Annotated in this window: 18 protein-coding genes; 7 read left to right on the top strand and 11 right to left on the bottom strand. The window is 67.8% G+C overall.

What is annotated here, in order from left to right; genetic code table 11:
* Positions 1-13 precede the first annotated feature (13 nt).
* The gene (locus ACYVO6_RS16565; protein ID WP_461061936.1) at positions 14-1063 is read right to left on the bottom strand and encodes a rhamnogalacturonan acetylesterase; all 1050 of its coding nucleotides are present in this window, start codon (positions 1061-1063) and stop codon (positions 14-16) included.
* A 216-nt stretch (positions 1064-1279) separates the two neighbouring features.
* Here ACYVO6_RS16565 and ACYVO6_RS16560 point away from each other — a divergent pair, with 216 nt between their 5' ends.
* Positions 1280-2242 (top strand): polyprenyl synthetase family protein, encoded by a 963-nt coding sequence (locus tag ACYVO6_RS16560; protein ID WP_461061934.1) that lies wholly within the window; start codon positions 1280-1282, stop codon positions 2240-2242.
* Between the two features lie 9 nt (positions 2243-2251).
* Here ACYVO6_RS16560 and ACYVO6_RS16555 read toward each other — a convergent pair whose 3' ends face one another.
* Complete coding sequence (locus ACYVO6_RS16555; protein WP_461061932.1) at positions 2252-3664, bottom strand: RICIN domain-containing protein; 1413 nt, start codon at positions 3662-3664, stop codon at positions 2252-2254.
* Positions 3665-3753: 89 nt separating this feature from the next.
* Positions 3754-4848 carry a glycoside hydrolase family 43 protein gene (locus ACYVO6_RS16550; protein ID WP_461061930.1) on the bottom strand — a complete coding sequence of 365 codons (1095 nt, stop codon included), beginning with the start codon at positions 4846-4848 and terminating at the stop codon, positions 3754-3756.
* 255 nt (positions 4849-5103) lie between these two features.
* On the opposite strand from ACYVO6_RS16550, the gene ACYVO6_RS16545 reads away from it, so the two are divergent.
* Positions 5104-7191 (top strand): autotransporter-associated beta strand repeat-containing protein, encoded by a 2088-nt coding sequence (locus tag ACYVO6_RS16545; protein WP_461062315.1) that lies wholly within the window; start codon positions 5104-5106, stop codon positions 7189-7191.
* A gap of 491 nt (positions 7192-7682) precedes the next feature.
* Entirely contained in the window at positions 7683-8144 is a 462-nt protein-coding gene (locus ACYVO6_RS16540) for an SRPBCC family protein (protein ID WP_461061928.1), read from the top strand.
* A 354-nt stretch (positions 8145-8498) separates the two neighbouring features.
* On the opposite strand, the gene ACYVO6_RS16535 is transcribed toward ACYVO6_RS16540, so the two are convergent.
* The gene (locus ACYVO6_RS16535) at positions 8499-8948 is read right to left on the bottom strand and encodes a hypothetical protein (RefSeq protein ID WP_461061926.1); all 450 of its coding nucleotides are present in this window, start codon (positions 8946-8948) and stop codon (positions 8499-8501) included.
* 301 nt (positions 8949-9249) lie between these two features.
* Entirely contained in the window at positions 9250-9900 is a 651-nt protein-coding gene (locus ACYVO6_RS16530; RefSeq protein ID WP_461061924.1) for a hypothetical protein, read from the bottom strand.
* A gap of 290 nt (positions 9901-10190) precedes the next feature.
* Here ACYVO6_RS16530 and ACYVO6_RS16525 point away from each other — a divergent pair, with 290 nt between their 5' ends.
* On the top strand, positions 10191-10982 hold the full coding sequence (locus ACYVO6_RS16525; RefSeq protein ID WP_461061923.1) for a hypothetical protein: 792 nt from the start codon (positions 10191-10193) through the stop codon (positions 10980-10982).
* A gap of 160 nt (positions 10983-11142) precedes the next feature.
* Here the strand turns inward: ACYVO6_RS16525 and ACYVO6_RS16520 are convergent, their stop codons facing one another.
* The 4 genes from ACYVO6_RS16520 to ACYVO6_RS16505 form a co-directional block, all read right to left on the bottom strand.
* On the bottom strand, positions 11143-11679 hold the full coding sequence (locus ACYVO6_RS16520) for a methyltransferase domain-containing protein (RefSeq protein WP_461061921.1): 537 nt from the start codon (positions 11677-11679) through the stop codon (positions 11143-11145).
* Positions 11676-12653 carry an ATP-grasp ribosomal peptide maturase gene (gene tgmB / locus ACYVO6_RS16515; protein WP_461061919.1) on the bottom strand — a complete coding sequence of 326 codons (978 nt, stop codon included), beginning with the start codon at positions 12651-12653 and terminating at the stop codon, positions 11676-11678. The genes ACYVO6_RS16520 and tgmB overlap by 4 nt, the downstream gene beginning before the upstream one ends.
* On the bottom strand, positions 12650-12877 hold the full coding sequence (gene tgmA, locus ACYVO6_RS16510) for a putative ATP-grasp-modified RiPP (protein ID WP_461061917.1): 228 nt from the start codon (positions 12875-12877) through the stop codon (positions 12650-12652). The genes tgmB and tgmA overlap by 4 nt, the downstream gene beginning before the upstream one ends.
* Positions 12878-13105: 228 nt before the next feature.
* Positions 13106-13516, bottom strand: coding sequence for an ATP-binding protein (locus ACYVO6_RS16505; protein ID WP_461061915.1), 411 nt, complete (start codon positions 13514-13516; stop codon positions 13106-13108).
* A gap of 204 nt (positions 13517-13720) precedes the next feature.
* Between ACYVO6_RS16505 and ACYVO6_RS16500 the strand changes: the two genes are divergently transcribed.
* The 3 genes from ACYVO6_RS16500 to ACYVO6_RS16490 are packed head-to-tail and all read left to right on the top strand — an operon-like array spanning position 13721 to position 15884.
* Complete coding sequence (locus ACYVO6_RS16500; RefSeq protein WP_461061913.1) at positions 13721-14884, top strand: helix-turn-helix domain-containing protein; 1164 nt, start codon at positions 13721-13723, stop codon at positions 14882-14884.
* Between the two features lie 13 nt (positions 14885-14897).
* The gene (locus tag ACYVO6_RS16495; RefSeq protein WP_461061911.1) at positions 14898-15479 is read left to right on the top strand and encodes an HD domain-containing protein; all 582 of its coding nucleotides are present in this window, start codon (positions 14898-14900) and stop codon (positions 15477-15479) included.
* A 48-nt stretch (positions 15480-15527) separates the two neighbouring features.
* Entirely contained in the window at positions 15528-15884 is a 357-nt protein-coding gene (locus ACYVO6_RS16490) for an ASCH domain-containing protein (protein WP_461061909.1), read from the top strand.
* 173 nt (positions 15885-16057) lie between these two features.
* Here ACYVO6_RS16490 and ACYVO6_RS16485 read toward each other — a convergent pair whose 3' ends face one another.
* Together ACYVO6_RS16485 and ACYVO6_RS16480 are read right to left on the bottom strand one after the other, a co-directional pair.
* On the bottom strand, positions 16058-16702 hold the full coding sequence (locus tag ACYVO6_RS16485) for a hypothetical protein (RefSeq protein WP_461061907.1): 645 nt from the start codon (positions 16700-16702) through the stop codon (positions 16058-16060).
* Between the two features lie 389 nt (positions 16703-17091).
* The coding region (locus ACYVO6_RS16480; protein ID WP_461061905.1) for a WapI family immunity protein at positions 17092-17416 on the bottom strand (325 nt) is incomplete at its 5' end.

Genomic DNA, 17416 nt, shown 5'->3' with positions numbered 1-17416 from the left:
CCAGGGTCTTGGGTCACCTCACCAGGCCCCTGGGGACCAGGCGCTGGGCGACCAGCTCGTCGCGGACGAGGTCCGCGTAGACGGTCGCGCCGTGCGCGGAGGTGTGGGTGTTGTCCCGCTTCTCGTTGTAGAGGTAGAGCGCCTTGGAGGCCTCGACGCCGAGCGACTCGACCAGGGCCTTGGTCTTGGCGGTCATGTCGATGAGCGGTACGTCGTGCGCGGCGGCCACCGAGCGGGTGACGGCGGGGTGGTCGACGCCGAGGCCGTTGACCAGCAGGGCCGTGTTGTTGTTGAGGGTGCCGTCGGCGTTGAACCAGCGGCGGACGATGGGCGTGAGCAGTATAGGCCGGCCGCCCCGGTCGCGTACGCCGGCGACGAGCTTTTCGAGGTTCGCGCGGTACGTCGCCTCGTCGGTCTGCTTGTCGTTGTGGGCGAGCTGGATGAGGACCAGGTCGCCCTTGCGGATCAGCGGCTGGACGGTCGCGAAGAGCGCGGGGTTGTCGAGGTAGCTGACCGTACTCTCCCCGGAGTCCGCGTAGTTGGCGACCGAGAGGCCCTTGCGGAGGTACTGGGGCAGCTGCTGGCCCCAGCCGGAGTACGGGGCTCCGGGCTGGTCGCAGGAGGTGGAGTCGCCGACGAGGAAGATCTGACGGGCGTGCCGGGCGGGGGTGACGCGGATGTCGGCGAGCGTGGGGGCCGAGCCGCCGAGGACGAGGTCGAGGCCGGGGGTGCCCGCGGGGCCGGTGGGTTCGCCCTCGGGGGTGCGGACGTTCACGGTGAAGCTACGGGCCACGCGCTCGCCCGCCGCGGTGGCCGTCTCGGGGAGGAGGGTGCGGCGGGTCTCTCCGGTGATTCCGGTGCTCGCCGCTGTGTCGCCGCCGAGCAGCACGCGTACGTCGTACGTGCCGGGCGCGACGTCGAAGTGGCAGGCCGTCGCGGTGCAGTTCTCGAGGCCCGCGCCACGGCCGTGCGCCTGCGCCGGAGTGGCGGACGAAGCCGGGGTGGCGGACAGAGCCGTGGCGACGGTCAGTGTGGCCAGCACGGCGATCAGGGTGCGTCTCAACGCGACTCCTTCAACAGGGCGACTTCTCCTGGTCGCTGGACCGTACCCCGCGATGGCAAGCGCTTTCTAGGGGCGTGCGGCATCTCGGTTCCGTACCACCGGAAAGAAACCGGCCGTGGCTGGAAGACGCCCTGGCCGGCCCACGTTTCGAAGTGATCGAATCAGGACCATAAGCAACTCGACAAAAGGGAAGTCGCAGTGAATTCAGCCTCATATGTGGACCTGTACCGGCAGTTCTCCTCGGATATCGACGCGGGGATGAAAGCCGGGATCGAGCGGCTCGGTCCCTCCTCGACCGCGGTCAAGGACGCGGTCACCAAACTGCTTCAGCACCAGACGTTCAGGTATCCCCTGCAAGTGCTGCCGCTCCTGGTGCATGGCGCCGAGACGGGAGATCCCGGACCGGCTGTTCCACTGTCCGCGATCCATGTGCTGTGGTGGACTTCCGCGTGCTATCTCGACGACTTGGCGGACGGGGAAGCCGCGAGCGTTTCGCGGGAAATCGGCGAGAACGAGGCACTGCTCGCGTCGATCATCAGCGGTAACGCCCTCCCGCTGCACATCATCCAGTCGCAACAGGTTCCCGACTCGGTGCGCAGCGCCCTGACAGCCGAGCTCGTGACCTGCGCAATCGTCGGCACCGAAGGCCAACTGAGCGATCTGCGCCGAGATGCCGGCGACGCCACGCGGGACTCGGTGGTCACGACGTACCGAGGTAAATCCGGGGCACCCTTCGGCATGATCACGGCGATGGGTGCGATATTGGCCGGCACGGAACACGAACGAATACGGATGTGGCGTGAGTTCGGCGATGTCTTCGGCATCCTGTGGCAACTCTTCAACGACCAGCAGGACATTCTCTCCGGCCGCAATGAAGACCTGCGGAACGGCACCGTCACCTATCTCTTCGCCTACGCCCTCGAGAACGCGTCACCTCGGTCCAGGAGCCGCCTCCTGGACCTGCGCGCTGCCGCGAAAAGTTCCGAGGAAGCGAGGTCAGAGCTCATAGCCTCGCTTCTCGCGCCCACCAGTCTTCAGCAGTACGAAGCAGACCTGCGCAGGTTCCGCGACGAAGCCCAGCGCCTCCTGACCGAACTGGGTGGCGATGGAAACTACATGCCGGTGCTGCACCGCCTGGTGGAGGAGTCAGCCGAACTGCTCCTCCACCAGACGGAGTAAGGGCCTGCGTCAACTGGCCCGCGTCCACTGCTGGTTGGTCGCTCCATTGCAGGCGTACGTGATGATCGCGGCGGAGTCGGCGGTCGACGCGCCGTTCACGTCCAGGCACTCGCCGCTGGCGCGGGACTTCAGCGTGACGTAGCCGCCGGACGTGGTCACCGACCACTGCTGGGTGGTGACGGAGGTGGAGCAGGCCTCCTGGGTGACGTTGGAGGCGTTCTCCCGCAGGCACAGCGAGCTGTGACGGGCCATCAGCTGGACGTATCCGTTGCCGAGGTCCTTGAACCAGAACCGCTGGTTGCCGCCGCCGTTGCAGGTCCACTGCTTGATCTGGGCGCCCGCGAGGAGCGACTGGTCGGGGACGTCGGCGCACTTGCCGCTGTGCCGGGCGGCCAGCGTCTCGTACGGGCCGCCCCGGCCGGTGATCGTTCCGGCGGCCGTGTCGATGGTGACCTCCGGATACCAGGACATGGACATCGTGGTGGAGTTCGAGAAGGTCAGCGGCAGCCAGACGTATCGCGAGTCGTTGACCGTCCCGCCGAAGGAGTTGCCCCAGCGGTCGCCCATGTAGAGGTAGGAGGTGCCCGAACTGCCCTGCACGGGAAGGACGTACGTGGTCTGCGAGCCGTACGTCGTCGAGTCGCCGATGTTCCTCATCGCCGTCCAGGGACCGGCGAGCGAGGTGGCCGTCGCGTACTGCTGCTGGTTGGGGCTCCAACCCGTGGCGCCCGAAGTCAGCATGAAATAGACGCCGTTGCGCTTGAAGAGGGCCGGAGCCTCGCGGTGGCCGCCGTGCCAGGGGTCGGCGACCAGGGCGGCGATGCCGGTGTAGTCGCTGGTGAGCCGGTAGATGTGCAGGTCGTAGTTCTCGCGGGCGGCGGACACCATGTAGCCGGTGCCGTCGGTGTCGGTGAAGACGGTGATGTCACGGGACATGTGCTGGCCGAGCGGGCGGAAGCTGCCCTGCCACTCGTAGTCGCCGTCGACGGTGTCCGAGACGGCGACGGCGGCGCGCGCCTCGCTGTAGTCGACGCCGTTCTCCTTGTGCATCCACATCACGTACTTGCCGGTGGCGGCGTTGTACATGACTTTCGGCCGCTCGATGTTGGCGGTCGCCAGCTCGGGGTCAGTGGCCTCGGTCAGGACGTGGTTGCGGAATTCCCAGTTCTTCAGGTCGGTGGAGCGGTAGGCCGACACGTACCGGAAGGTGTTGTCGGAGTTCCGGTTCTCGCCGAACCAGTAGTAGTACGAGCCGACCTTGAGGACCCCGCCGCCGTGCGCGTGCAACGGATTGCCCGAAGTGTCGGTGAACTGCGTGCCGTTGGTGATGGTCTGGGGCGCCGCCTGGGCCGGGCCCGCGGTCGCGAGTGCTCCGGCGACTGCGAGACAGAGGGCGACGAGGATCGCGTACAGACGTCTCATCCCAGCACGTTTTGTTGCGGCACGTCTTATCCCAGCATGTGGCATCTGGACACTCTCCTTCAGAACGGTGAAGTGACGTGCGAAGCCGGTCAGTTGGGACGCTTGCCGTCCCGGGCGGGGGTGTCGGCGACGGGGATGCCGAAGTCCGGTGTGCCGTCCGGCTTCCAGCCGAGCTTCTGGATGCGGGTGTGGCGGTTGGGGTCGTTCAGCGGGTCGCCGACGATCTCCTTGTACTGGCGGGCGTGGTAGACGAGGACGTCGGTGCGGCCGTCCTCGGCGACCGTGAAGCAGTTGTGGCCCGGCCCGTACTGCTTGGTGGTGTCGTTGCTGGTGAACACCGGGGTCGGGGACTTCGACCAGTTCGCCGGGTTCATGAGGTCGGCGTCGGCGTCCACCGTGAGCAGGCCCATGCAGTAGTTGTGGTCGGTCGCGCTGGCCGAGTAGGACATGAAGATGCGGCCGTTGCGCTTGATGAACGACGCGCCCTCGTTGACCTTGAAGCCGATGGTCTCCCAGTCGTACTCCGGTGTGGTGAGCCGTACTTGAGGGCCTGTCAGGGTCAGCGGGTCGGCCATCTTCGACAGCCAGACGGCAGTGTTGTTGTCCATGCCGGGCTCGTGCTGCGCCCAGGAAAGGTAGCGGGTGCCGCGGTGGGTGAAGGTGGTGGCGTCGAGGGAGAAGGTCTCCCAGGCCGTCTTCAGCTGGCCGCGCTCGACCCAGGTGCCCTTGAAGGGGTCTCTGTGGGAGTTCTCCAGGACCCAGATGCGGATCGCCCAGATGTCCTCGGCGGGGGCGGAGGCGAAGTAGATGTACCACTTGCCGTCGATGTGATGGATCTCGGGCGCCCAGATGTGCGCGCCCATGACACCGGTGGCGTGCTTGCGCCAGATGACGGCCTCGTCGGCGGTCGCGATGCCGCGCAGGGTGCGGGAGCGGCGCAGGATGATGCGGTCGTACTCCGGGGACGTGGCCGTGAAGTAGTAGCGGTGGTCGGTGTGACGGTGGATGTGCGGGTCGGCGCGGTTGCGGACGAGCGGGTTGACATACGAGGAGCTCCCGCCGGCGGCGGCGGGGGTGGCGGCCTGGGCTATTCCGGGTACGGCGGTGAGCGCGCCCGCGGCGAGGGCGCCCTTCAGGACGAGTCTGCGGCTGGGGATGTCGGGGCTCTCGTCAAGGCGGCTCATGCGGTTCCCTCACACTGGACCATTCGAAATTCCGAACGGTATCTGCCATTCCGAACGCCGAAACGGTAAGGGTGTGTTACGAGGAGGTCAACGGGTCGGGAGCTTAGAAAAAGTCGGACACTGGCGGACCCGAAGTCGGGCCCAAGTTTTTGTTATCGCCCCCGCCCTGTTCCCGTCTCCACAGGCGTGAACAAGAACATCCGTGTACGGGCAGCAGGAGCGGGCGCGGCACTGGCCGTGCTCGCGACAGGGATCATGACGCCGAGCGCGGCAGCGGCACCCGCCGCCGACGACGCCACGGCGGCGGTACTCGCAGGGCGCGACGTGACGCTCGACGGCGACACGGTGGTGACCGTGCCGGCCGGGAGGACGACGTACAACGGGGTGTTCCGAGGCGAGGGCACGCTCACCGTACGCGGCTCCGGCACCCTGATCCTGACCAAGGACAGCGACTTCACGCTGCCGAAGTCCCGGCAGCGGCAAGCGGTGCGGACGCAGGGCGGCAACCACCCGTACGTCACCACGACCAACCCGGACCCGCCCGCGATCACGGTCGAGCGCGGCGCGACCCTGCAGTACGGCAACGGCGGCACCACCGGGCTGATCGGTCACTTCCCGTACAACACCCCGGCGTTCCGGCTCAACCAGGACAACATCCGGGTCGACGGCACCCTGCGGCTCTCCCTGAAGAGCGCCTACAACCTGGGCACCATCAGCGGCTCCGGGCTGATCACCCAGCCGAGGTTCCTCTGGGGCACCTGGGACCTGTCGGGCGCCCACTCCTTCTCCGGCGTGATCGACAACGGCACACAGGTGAACGCCGGACGCCCGGAGTTCGCGACGTCGCTGCCGAACGTGCGCAAGATCCTCAACCAGGGCACGTACACCGTCGACACCCCGCTGGGCCAGACCGTCACCATGGGCATGGACTTCTACCAGCGCGAGTACGGCAGCGACATCAACGTCCAGTCCCGGCCGGGCAGCAAGGTCGTCCTCACCGGCCAGTACAGCTGGTCGAACCAGGGCGGTGACACGGATCCCTCGCTCAGCGACCCGGCCCTGAACTGGACGCCCGCGCGGAAGAACATCAACAAGCGCGGCACCAACATCAAGGGCGCCAACGTCCAGTGGGGCGACGGCACCACGAACAAGATCTTCATGCCGGGTACCGCCGAGACCGTATACATCAACCTGCTGGCGGCCCGCTCCCGTTCGCTGCTCACCTTCAGCTACAACGGCCCGGTGACACTCGGCGCGCCGATCGGCGGCGGCGTCTTCCACGACACCCTGTCCGCGCCCGGCGCCGGCGACATCGTCATCAAGGGGACGCAGGGCAACGACGTCACCTTCGCCGCCGTCCAGTACTACAACGGCTCGACGACGATCGAGAAGGGCGCGGTGCTGCGGCTGGGCAGCGGCAAGTCCGGCGGCGACGGCGGCCTGTACACCAAGGGGGACCTCTACAAGGTCGTCAACAACGGTGCGCTGGTGCTGCGCAACACGGCCAAGCCGCTCTCCCTGTCCAAGATCAGCGGCAGCGGCTCCCTCACGCAGTCGGGTGCCGCCACGACCACGCTGACCAGTGGCGTGACGTACTCGGGCACGACGACCGTCACGAAGGGCACGCTGGCGCTCGACGGGGCGAGCCTGGCGCGCAGCAAGGGGATCCGGCTCACTTCGCCGGGGGCACAGCTGGATGTGCGGAAGGCGCCGGGCGGGGTGCTGAATCTGAGCTCGTCCCTCGCCGGGAAGGGCAAGGTCGTCGGATCGGTGGCGAATACGGGTTCGGGGAAGGTCTCCGGCGGGGTGACGGTGACCGGGGACTACACGCAGGGCGCGGGCGGTCAACTGACCGTGAAGGACCGGGCGTTGAAGGTCGGAGGCGCGTTGCGGCTGGGCGGGAAGCTCGTGGTCGAGCCGGTCTCTGCGACGGCTGCGACTCCTTCGACTCCTTCGACTCCTTCGACTCCTGCGAAGACGGTGACCGTCATCGACCACACCGGCAAGGCGAAGACGAAGGGCACCTTCAAGGGCCTTAAGGAGGGCGCCAAGGTCAAGGTGGGCAAGACCGAGTACCGGATCAGCTACCGCGGCGGCGACGGCAACGACGTAGTCCTGACCTCCGGCAAGAACACCGCGAGCCCTTCAGCGACGTCCCGAGCCACTCCCTTGGCCTCCGGCGCCGCCCCGAAGTCCGCCACCACCCAGAACGCGAGCGAGGAGAGTTCCGTACCGCTCGCGTGGTGGGTGGCCGCGGCGGTTCTGGGAGGGCTGGTGGCGCTGATGGTGCCGGTGAGCAGGCGTAGGCGTACGGGGAGGAGGGGTGGACGACATGCAGCGTGAGCCATCGTGGACCTAGAAGGCATGATCTTCGATCATGCCGTTTGACCTGCGATTACGTTGGTTGCAGCGTCTCCCTTTCCGCACCCGGTCCTCGGGGCGCCTAGAACGGCGCCCGTGATGGATCGGGTGCGATCGTTTTCGTCCGGATACAGGTGGGCGTAGGTCGTGGGACGCCCCGCGAGGTAGCTCGACGGGACCTCTCAGACAAGGCGTACGGCTGCGCCGTTACCTGGACCTGTGCCAAGCGGTCGGCCCGGCCGCGGCGCCGGTCGCAGCTCTGCCACAGGGTGGCTCTGGATGAGGGGCGCGTTTGGTGGCCGTGAACGTGCCCTGGACCCTCCGCTGCATGACCGCGCCTCCACGACCAGCACGGGACGTGACTAACCGGTCGTTAGACGAGTGATCCTCGGGTACTCGCCTCAGCGAGCCGAGGCCGCGGGCTGGTCGTTGGTCCTGGCTGCGACCAGCCCAGTAGAGAGGGAGGTTCTCAGATGAGCACGGTCAAGGAAGCGGTGGAAGTCGAGGTTCCTCTGCACACCGCCTACAACCAGTGGACCCAGTTCGAGGAGTTCCCGCAGTTCATGGAAGGGGTCGAGGAAGTCAGGCAGCTCGATGAGCGCCACAACCACTGGATCACCAAGATCAGCGGGGTGGAGCGGGAGTTCGACACCGAGATCGTCGACCAGCTCCCCGACGAGCGCATCACGTGGCGCACCACCACGGGTGACACCAGGCAGAAGGGCACGGTCCGCTTCCAGCGCCTGGACGACACGCACACCCGGGTCGAGCTCGTCATGGACGTTGAGCCCACCGGCGTCGTGGAGAAGACCGGCGACATGTTGGGAGTGATCGACCGGCGTGTGAAGGGCGACATGCGGCGTTTCAAGGAGTACATCGAGGGCCGCGGCGGCGAGTCCGGAGCCTGGCGTGGGCGCATCAAGCCCGGCGAATGACCCCCCTGTCCCGCCCCCGAAGCGCATCGCTGTCGGCGTCGGTGACCACATGGTGGCCGCCGACGCCGTGACCGTGTCACGACCGCAGCGCCGGCCCGATCCCGTATCCGTGCCTCGAATCCGTACCCGTGGCAGCCCGCGCGCCACCGCAAGCGCCGCCGGGGATGAACCGAACGACGCGGTGCGCACCGCACCCGACGATCACTGCATCGTGCGCACCGGTGCGCACACTGACGATGCGGTGAACTCCCCACTGCCGCGCCGGTGTGCGTCATTGCGCACCGCGATGCGCACCGACCACCAGCGGTGCGCGCACGAAGGGTGACGGTGCGCCGGGCCGGACGGACAGGGTGCTTACGAGCTGGCCCTGGACGCGACCCGGGTCGCGCTGAACTCGTATCCGCCGCCAGGCCACTGCCAGGCGCCAGTCAGTGTGTTGTGATCGGCGCTGAATGTCGCTCGCGCGAACGCGGGTGACCCCTTCTGGCCGCCCCAGATGGTCAGCACCTCGCCTTGTAGCTCCCAGGTGTAGTCGAGAGTGTCCCCGCTGTCGGTGTAGGCCCGTGAAGAGATGGTCTCGGCGGCCTGCTCGGCCATGAACGGCTTCTCATAGCCGATGACCTCGGTCACGTGGTGCGTCTCGCCGCCTTGGGTCAGACTCGCTCGCTGGATCAGGAAGTGCCCGCCGCGCATCCACGAGTACGTCGTCTCGCCCTCCGCGTCGCCGCTCAACTTCCACGTTCCGACGAGCACGTCGAGGGCTTTGAGCTGGGGGCGCGCGTCGTCGTTCACCGAGTACGTCACAAGGTCTCCTTCGGTAGGGCCGCGGGTCTTGCGGCCGTTGCTGAATGAAGACCGGATGTACTCGCTCAACTCATCGGTCGGTCCCGCTCAGCGCAACCCACGGTGTCCCTTCTTGACCCACTCGCAGGTTGCCAGGGTTCCGCCGAGGCCGAGGGCGCCACCGCCTGAACGCACGCCCGCCAGCACGGCCAATCGCCCGTCCACCACACGCTGCCACCCTCAAGCCCCCAACTGGCGTGAGGCGGCGGCTCACCGAGCAGTCGGCTGTCCTGGCCTCGGCTTGAAATGCACCAGCCTCACCTCACGGACGTTGGCCACGGCCGAACAGCAAGGAGACGACGCTCTCGCCGGTGGGCCAGTAGTCGTGCGAGGCGTTCTTGACCCGGGCCTCGTAGAGCTCTTCGGCCCGGCGCATGTTGGCTTCGTTGAGCTTGCCGCGTTTCGCGAGGGCCGCTGCCATGCTCAAGGCAGCAGGAGCGGTCAGCGGAGACTGATGGACCTCCAGGAATGCTGCCGCCTGTTCTTCGGCGTTCCTGGCGGACCGCCAGCGGTCGTCGACCGCATCCCGAGCTGCTCGCTTCTCGTCCTCTGCGCGCTTCTCGTCCTCTAAGCGCCGTCGCATCGACCGAGGCGCGGCTTCCGTCTTGGTCTGCGCAGCGCGCCGCAGCAGACCCGACAGGGCCTGTCGGTCAGTCGGGGAGAGGGCCAGCGTGAACTTCCGTCCCTCGGGGCTCTCGAGCCACCCTGAGGTTCCCAGGCCGGCGTCCTTGGCGCGTTTGCGCACCTCATCAGCCAGCTGATACGCCCGCGCAGCGTGCTGAGTTGCCTTCTCCACATCCTCAGGTGACCGAGGGAGGCGGCGTCTGGAGTCCGCCTCCCTCGCGGCGAGAGCCTGCTGCGCCTCCCAAATCTGCCGCTGGAGGCCGGCGTCGTCGAACGGCTGCGGAAACATCCGCGCCCACATCCGCTGTATGAACCCCATGCTGCCCCCACGCTTCTCTGATCTCAGCATGGCAACGGGCGTGGCGAGTGTCCATGGGCCTGCGATGGCGTCCCCGGCCAGTGACCACACGAAAAACAAACCGACATCGCAAACTCAGTCAGAAAGGTGACTCCTACAGTCACATCGAATAACAAAGCCATTCGGTTGAGCGTCTTCGGGGCGTCCTGACGTCAGCAGGTCTGTTTGTAAGCCCGCAACGGGGGGCGCGGGAGTGCGGGTACGGTCAGCATTGCCGTCTCGTGCTGCTTCCGCGATGGGGCGGGGACGGGGGCCGTATGCAGTTCATCGAGGTGACCGAGTTGGCGGGGGTGCGCTCGGCGGTCATACGGTTTCGCAAGCCGGGGGCGGGGCTCGAGTTCCTGCTCTTCCCGATGATCCACCTCGGCGAGGCGGACTTCTACCAGGAGGTGACGGTCCGGCTGCGCCGCCGCTGCGATCTGGTGATCGCGGAGGGCGTCGGCAAGGGTTCGGTCAGTGCGGACGCGCTCGTGGCCTCGTACGCCCGGTTGGACGGGCACGAGCGGCTGGGGCTCGTCGTGCAGGACATCGACTTCGACACGCTCGGCATGCCCGTGGTGTGCCCCGACATGGGCGGGGAGGAGTTCGAGGAGGGTTTCCGGCGGCTGCCGTTGAAGGAACGGGTGATGCTGGCCGCGATGGTGCCGGCCGTCACGGCGGGCATGCGGCTGTTCGGCACCCGCCGCTACCTCGCCCGGCATCTGGCCACCGAGGACCTGCTGAGTGAGGCCGAGGAGGCGACAGCGGACTTCTTGCCGGGCCTTGAGGATCTGGTGATGCGGCGCCGCGACCGGCTGCTCGTGCGGGCGCTGATGGATTTCCACCGCGGTTCTGCGGACAGGACCGGTTCCTTCACCATCGGCGTCGTCTATGGCGCCGAGCACATGCGCGCCGCGGCCGACGCCCTGGTCGGCCTGGGCTACCACGCGTCGGACGCCGACTGGCTGACGGTTTTCCTCCTGGACCTCCCGGACAGGTCGGGCCCGGAGGGCACCGGGGCCCGCTCGGGGTGAGCGTGCGCTGCATCGGTGCGGTGCGCGGCCACCGCATGCACGAGGACCGCCTGTGACGCGGTGCTGCTGTGCTCCGGACATGTCCGCCGCCCGGCTGGTTTTGTACGTGGGAGCAGGCAACGTTGGTGACGGTTTCGGGCAGCACCTAGTGTCCTGCGGATCATGCTTCGGACACGGTGGTCTGGCACCCCCATCTGCGGCGTTGTCGTCTGGTGAGGGAGGAAGAGTGAGCGGCATGACCATGGTGAAAGACATCGATGTCCGCCAGCCGGGCCAGCACGGGGTCGACCTCCACGCTGACCACCTGGTGGCTGCCCAACCGCTCCGACAGCAGCGCCGCGTTGTAGCCGGTGCCGGTCGCGATCTCCAGCACCCGGTGACCGTCGGCGACGTCGAGGGCCTGGAGCATGGTGAGCATCAGGCCGGGCGCCGTCGACGACGAGGTGGCCACGCCGTCGGTCAGCTGGGTGGCCAGCGCGTCATCCGTGTACACCAGGTCAAGCCAGTCCGGGTCGGCGGACGTCACGCGCCGCTGTCCCTCGCCGGTCAGGGTCCAGAACTCCGGCACGTACGGGTGGCGTGGAACGGTCTCGAACACCTTCCGCCATGCGAGGTCGGTGAGTTGGCCGCTGGCCTCCAGGTCGTCGGCCAGCGCCGCGCGCAGTTCCTCGGCGCGCTCTTCGGTGTGCGTCGTCATGGTCGTCCTTTGGCGAGTAGGTCAGCGAGGTGCGCGGCGATGGGCAGGCCCGTCTTGTTCTGGATCCAGGACCACTCTCCGGACGGGTTGCACTCGAACATCACCCAGTCCCCGGTGGGAGTGACGGCGAAGTCGAACGCGCCGAAGTTGAGCCGGAAGTGCTCCAGCCAGCCCAGCACGCCCACCCGCACGACGTCCGGCACTTTGCACACGTCGTAGGTCAGGGCGTCGTACTCGCTACGCCAGTCCACCCGGGCCGCGTCGCTGCCCGCGTGGATCTCGGCGGCGAACAGGTCCGTGCCCACGACGGTCAGCCGCACCTCGTGCGACTTGGGCACCCACTCCTGGAACAGGTGCGCCGTCAGGGACACGGAGTCGTCGATGGCGTCGGGGTCGACCACGTGCGTGGGGACCCCGGTGCGGCGGCCGTCCGGGTACTCCAGCGGGCCTCCCATGAGCGGCTTGCAGATCACCCGGCCGCCCACCTGGTGGCAGAACTTCCGGGCCGCTTCGGGATCGGTGGTGATCAGCGAGCGGGGCGTGCGAAGCTCGTGCGCCGCCGCTGCCGGGAGTTGCCCCGGCTTGTGGGAGGCGATGCCGTCCACCTCGGGCCGGTTGACCCACGTCACCGGCAGCGCGTACAGGGTGCCGAGGAGGCCGGCCAGTGCCTGTTCGTTGGCCCACGTGCGGTGGGGCTCCTCCATGTGCTCGGAGACGGCGGGAAGGCGGGGCCGCCTGTAGTAGACGGCCCTCACCTCCTCCAGCCGCACGGAACGGTACGTGTCAGCCAGGACCCCCGCCCAGGGCGCTGCGGCATGCTCGACGGACAGAGACATGGTCTGCGGGAAGTCACCCATGTCGAACCGCATCACCGGCACATGCCGGACCGTCAGCTCGTCGACCACCAGGTCCGCCGCCGGGTCCAGTTCCTTGGTGACGACCAGCACCGGGCCGCCGGACAGGTGCCGTGTCACCGCATCAGGTACGGGTCGGCGGTGTCGTCGTTCTTGCTGTCCCAGTTGGTGTTGGTGCAGCTTCCGGCCAGGTTGGTGGACCGGCTCCACAGCGAGCCGGAGCCGTCGGTCATGACGTTGACCTGCCGGGCCGGGTCGTAGGTGAACGAGCCCGCCTCCAGGATCACGGTGTACGGGATGCGCTCGGCGCGAGCTCCGAACGGGACGAGTGCTGCCGTGGGCATGGTTGCCTCCTGCTGGTTGGTAGTGCTCGGACTCTTCTCCACCTCGTCCAGGCTCGAGAGCCCGGGCGAGGGTCTTGCTGGGCCGCTCCGCCCCGGCGGGGAGCCTGAAGGGGCGGAGCGGGCTTTCAACTGCTCGGGCCGGAAAATCGATCTCCGGCCCTGGGCTGCGCCCGCTGTCGGGGCTGAGCAGGCCGACGTCCGGCAGCCCGGCCACGGGCTGTCCGCTCACTACACGCCGTCCCCACGCAGCTCGGCCCACACCCGCTTTCCGCCGTGGACCAGTTCGCTCCCCCAGTCGTGGGCGAGCGCGTCGACGATGAGGAGGCCACGCCCGTTCTCGTCGTCGCTGGACGGCGCGGCCGGTGCGGGTCTGGTGCGGGAGGTGTCCGTAACGACGATCCGCACGGCCTCCGCTCCGGTCCGGGTGACGGAGGTGCCAACCGTGGCCGCGTCGGTGTGCTCCACGGCGTTGGCGACCAGTTCCGTGACGATCTGCTCGGCCGCCTCGACCAAGTGGGCAAGGCCCCAGCTCTCCAGGGCCAGCGCTATGTCCCGACGCGCCTGTTGGGCGGTTTCCAGCTTCGCCGCATAGCGCTCCTGGTAGCGCGGTGGTCCTACCGATGCAGCCGTCATGGTCATCGTCGCGTCCCTCTGGGGTGCTCGCGTTCCGTGTCGTCCCATCACCGGCCGTCAAGGCTGCCTGTGCATCCAGAGTGAGCGGATGGAAGCCCACGGTGACCGCCTCCCTACTAGGCTCGTCCGGTGATGCATACGACGGTAGAGAGCCGCGATCACTGCTTGAAGTGACCGCGAGTACAAGTGGTTTGCTGCGAACACACGGGAATGGGGCTGTGCATGCGGTCAAGTTCGCGACGAACCCTGACCGGCAGTCAGGGAGCAACCGGACGCCCTCGCACGGGCGTCATCTCCGGCTACGTCTTCCGAGTCATAAGAGAGCAGCTCGGCATCACCCAGGAGGAAGTAGCCGAGCAGTTGCGGGTGTCCGCGGACACGATCGCGGGATGGGAGTCCGGCCGCCGCCCCCCCCTGACCGCTGTACCAGTTGGACAGATGCTCGTGCACCGTCACCGGCTGATGCAGATGGGCACCGCCCCCGCGCTCCTGCAGGCCCTCGACCGTGCCCTGGAGGCGGACGTCCTCCTCACCGCCGCCCTCGACGACGAGGCCACGGTCGAGGACAGCCCGCTCGGTGCCTGGGTGATGCAGCGCGACCTCGTCGAGGTGCTTGCGTGGCCCCTCAACGACGTACCACCCCAGCCCGTCCGTGACCTGCCCGACCCGCCCCGCAGGCGCCGAGGACCCGCGCCCGCCGGACCGGAGCTGTCGGCCTCCGAACGGACCCGTTTCTTCACACAGATGCGCCGTACCGCAGAGCAGGCCCGTGGCGAGGACCAATTCCTCCTCCGCCGCCAGGCCCTGTACCTCTCCGGGTACGACGATCAGCCCGACACGTCGGAGTGGCTCGCTCACCAGCAGGCCACCGAACGCTCCGGCGACTGGCTCACGCGTTGGCTCAACTCCCGTTCCGTCGCCGCCGTCTCGGCCCGGCAAGGAGACCGGGACCGCATGAGCCACTTCATCGACACCGCCCTGATCGACGATGACACCGGCGAGGCCGCGAACCTGAACTACTGGGCGTACTGGATCGGTGAAACCGCCCATCTCGAGTTGAGCGACGACTTCATCGCCGCCCGCAGCCCCGGCCCCTGGCCGGGCGCCAGGCTCCTCACCCACCTCGCTCAAGGACTCGCCCCACACCACGGCTACGTCGATCTCAACATCCACTCCGTGTGGTCCCTGCTCCAGGTCCGGCCCCACCTGCTGCAATCTGGCGCAGCCGCCCGTGCCCTGCGCGACCGGCTGCCTGTGATGTTGGATAGCCGGGAGCTGTCGGCGCGCGGGCGCCGGGAGCTGGAGAGCATCCGGTACGCGATCCTCCCCCACTGCCTTAAGGACGTGGGCGGTACCCCCATCTCCGAGGCGTGAGAGGAGCCCGACGGTGGGTGAAGACCTGTCCGCGGTGGCGCGCTTCCTGTACGAGGCGGGGACGTTGAAGCAGACCAAGCGCACCGGCTGGTGGATGGCCGGCGTACGCGACCCGGAGTCGGTGGCAGAGCACTCCTGGCGTACCGCTCTGCTTGCGACGATCATCGCGAAGCTCGAAGGCGCCGATCCCGCGCGGGCCGCGTACCTCTCGGTGTGGCACGACTCCCAGGAAACACGGACCGGTGACGTGAACCACCTCGGAAAGAAGTACGCCACCGAGGCGGACCCCCAGGCGGTCACCGCCGACCAGGTCGCCGACATGCCCGAGATCCTGGCCTCGGCCGTACGGGAACTCGTCGCCGAGTACGAGGCGAAGGAATCCGCCGAGGCGATCTGCGCCCGGGACGCCGACAAGCTGGAGTGCATGATCCAGGGCATCGAGTACAAGGCCCAGGGCTACGAGAACGCGCAGCGCTGGATCGACAACAGCCGCGGCCGGCTCACGACGAAGTCGGCCAACGAACTCGCCGACGCGGTGCTGGCGACCGGGTCTCTGGACTGGCTGCGCACCGCACTTGGAGAGAAGCCGAGCTGACGTCGCCCGCTACCGGCAAGCACCAACCGCAAGGAGCGCTCCCGCCCCATGACCGACAGCACCGCCCGCGTCCGCGAACTCAGCCTCTACCGCCAGTACTTCGACCTCGTCGCCGCGGGCACCAAGACCATCGAGGTGCAGGTGAAGTACCCGCACCTCGCCGATCTTGCGGCAGGCGATGTCATCCGCTTCCGCATCAAGGGCACCGACGAGACCTGTGCGGTGAAGGTCAAGCGGGTCACCGAGTACCCCGACTTCGAGACCCTGCTCGACGGCGAGGGACCCGCCAACGTCGACCCGACCGCCACCCGCGACCAGCAGCTCGCCAACATCCGCGCCATCTACCCGCCCGAGAAGGAAGCTCTCGGCGCCCTCGCCATCGAAATCGCAGGCGCCACGCCGTAAGCGCGAGTACGGAACTCGACGCGTACGCCGAGACGTTGGGGCCGACGCAGCGCATGGTCGCCGCCGGTGACGGCAGCCAGCCCGGTGATGCGGTGAGGGCTGCGGCTTGCACAGGTACCGGTTGGACGGCGGCCGGGAGCAGCAGAGCCAAAGGCAACCTCCGTCGCGACAGTTCAGCGAAGCAGTGCTGCACGCAGGGTGATGCCGTGCCGCGTACGCAGCCGCCGCAGCTCCCACATCGCCAATGCGGTGACGGTCAGCGGGGCTCCCAGGATGAAGGTCATCCGCACTCCGAACGGCACACCGTCGTAGGCACCCCGGAATACGTCGAAGAAAGCGACTTCCCAAACGAGCAGCGTCGCGAGCAGTGGTGGAACCGTCTCGTGGAGGTCTGCTGTCCGGAAGACGTGCACGAGTGACTGCGCGATGCCGTAGAAGCCAAAGGGGGCGAGCCACAACAGGAAGGCGCCCAGGGCGAACAGCAGCACCACCCGCCCTGCCGACGCCGTCCAGTTCGTGTTCTCGTCCACGTAACCCAGCCCCGTGATCAGTCTTGGCACAGCGAGCGTGACGACCAGCGCGAGCAGCGCCCCGGCGGGTTTACCCGCGCGGCGCAAGAACAGGCGCCGGTTGGGTGGGCGGGCCGCCGCGATGAAGACGGCGACGGCGACCGGGAACGTCACTGCCAGGACAATGAGGGTGGTACGGATCTGGCCGAAGCGGTCGTCCACCACGGCGTCGGCGTTTGACGCCAGCCCATAGGACAACAGCATCCACGTGACAGCGACCAGGCCGACGACCGTCCGCCAGACCTGCACCCTCCTCACCACCGGGTCGCACACACGGTCCGGCCGGGACGGCGTGAACACCACACGCCCCACAGCGATCGGATTGAAGAGACATCCAAAGGTCAGTCGGCGTGCCGGAGCCGGCGGCCACGGGCCCGCCGGCGGTACGGGTGGCGAACCCGGCCCCGGCGGTTGTCCTCCTCCGTATGGATTCCACGGTGCCCCGCCCCCGTTGCCGCTCATCTCCGCGTCCTTCCTGTCGTCGTTTCCAGAGGTCACGAGGAGGATCGCAGATCTCAGCGCGTGAAAACGCCTAGTTCCACTGCAGTTCCACCGCAGTTGTGTGCCGAAGTTGTGTGCTGACAGCCGCCGGGCCACCACCGCTGGCAGGTCGTCTCGGCTGCCGGTTCACGACTGAATCAGCGGGTGGGGAACGAAGCCAGAGCAAGATCCCACTGATCAGCTGCGCGAAGCAGAGCAGCTACATCTACCTGGGCCTCCACGAAGTACTGGTAGATGTCTGCTCTGTTTTCACCCTGCTGCCATGGGGGCGCCGCCTCCATGGACAGGTGCACACGAATCACCGCACCGTCCTCGCTTCGATCGACGAGGCTGAAGGCCAGGACCGGCTCGACGAACCACGTGTCCGGGGACAGCAAGCCGTCGGCATCAGGTCCGGTCACCGCAACCGTCCCCGCCGCCACCGCGCGCAGCCAAGCGGACACCTGGCGGGCTTCATCGATC

Source organism: Streptomyces pseudoechinosporeus (assembly GCF_054783935.1).
This window is presented reverse-complemented; position numbering and strand designations above follow the sequence as displayed.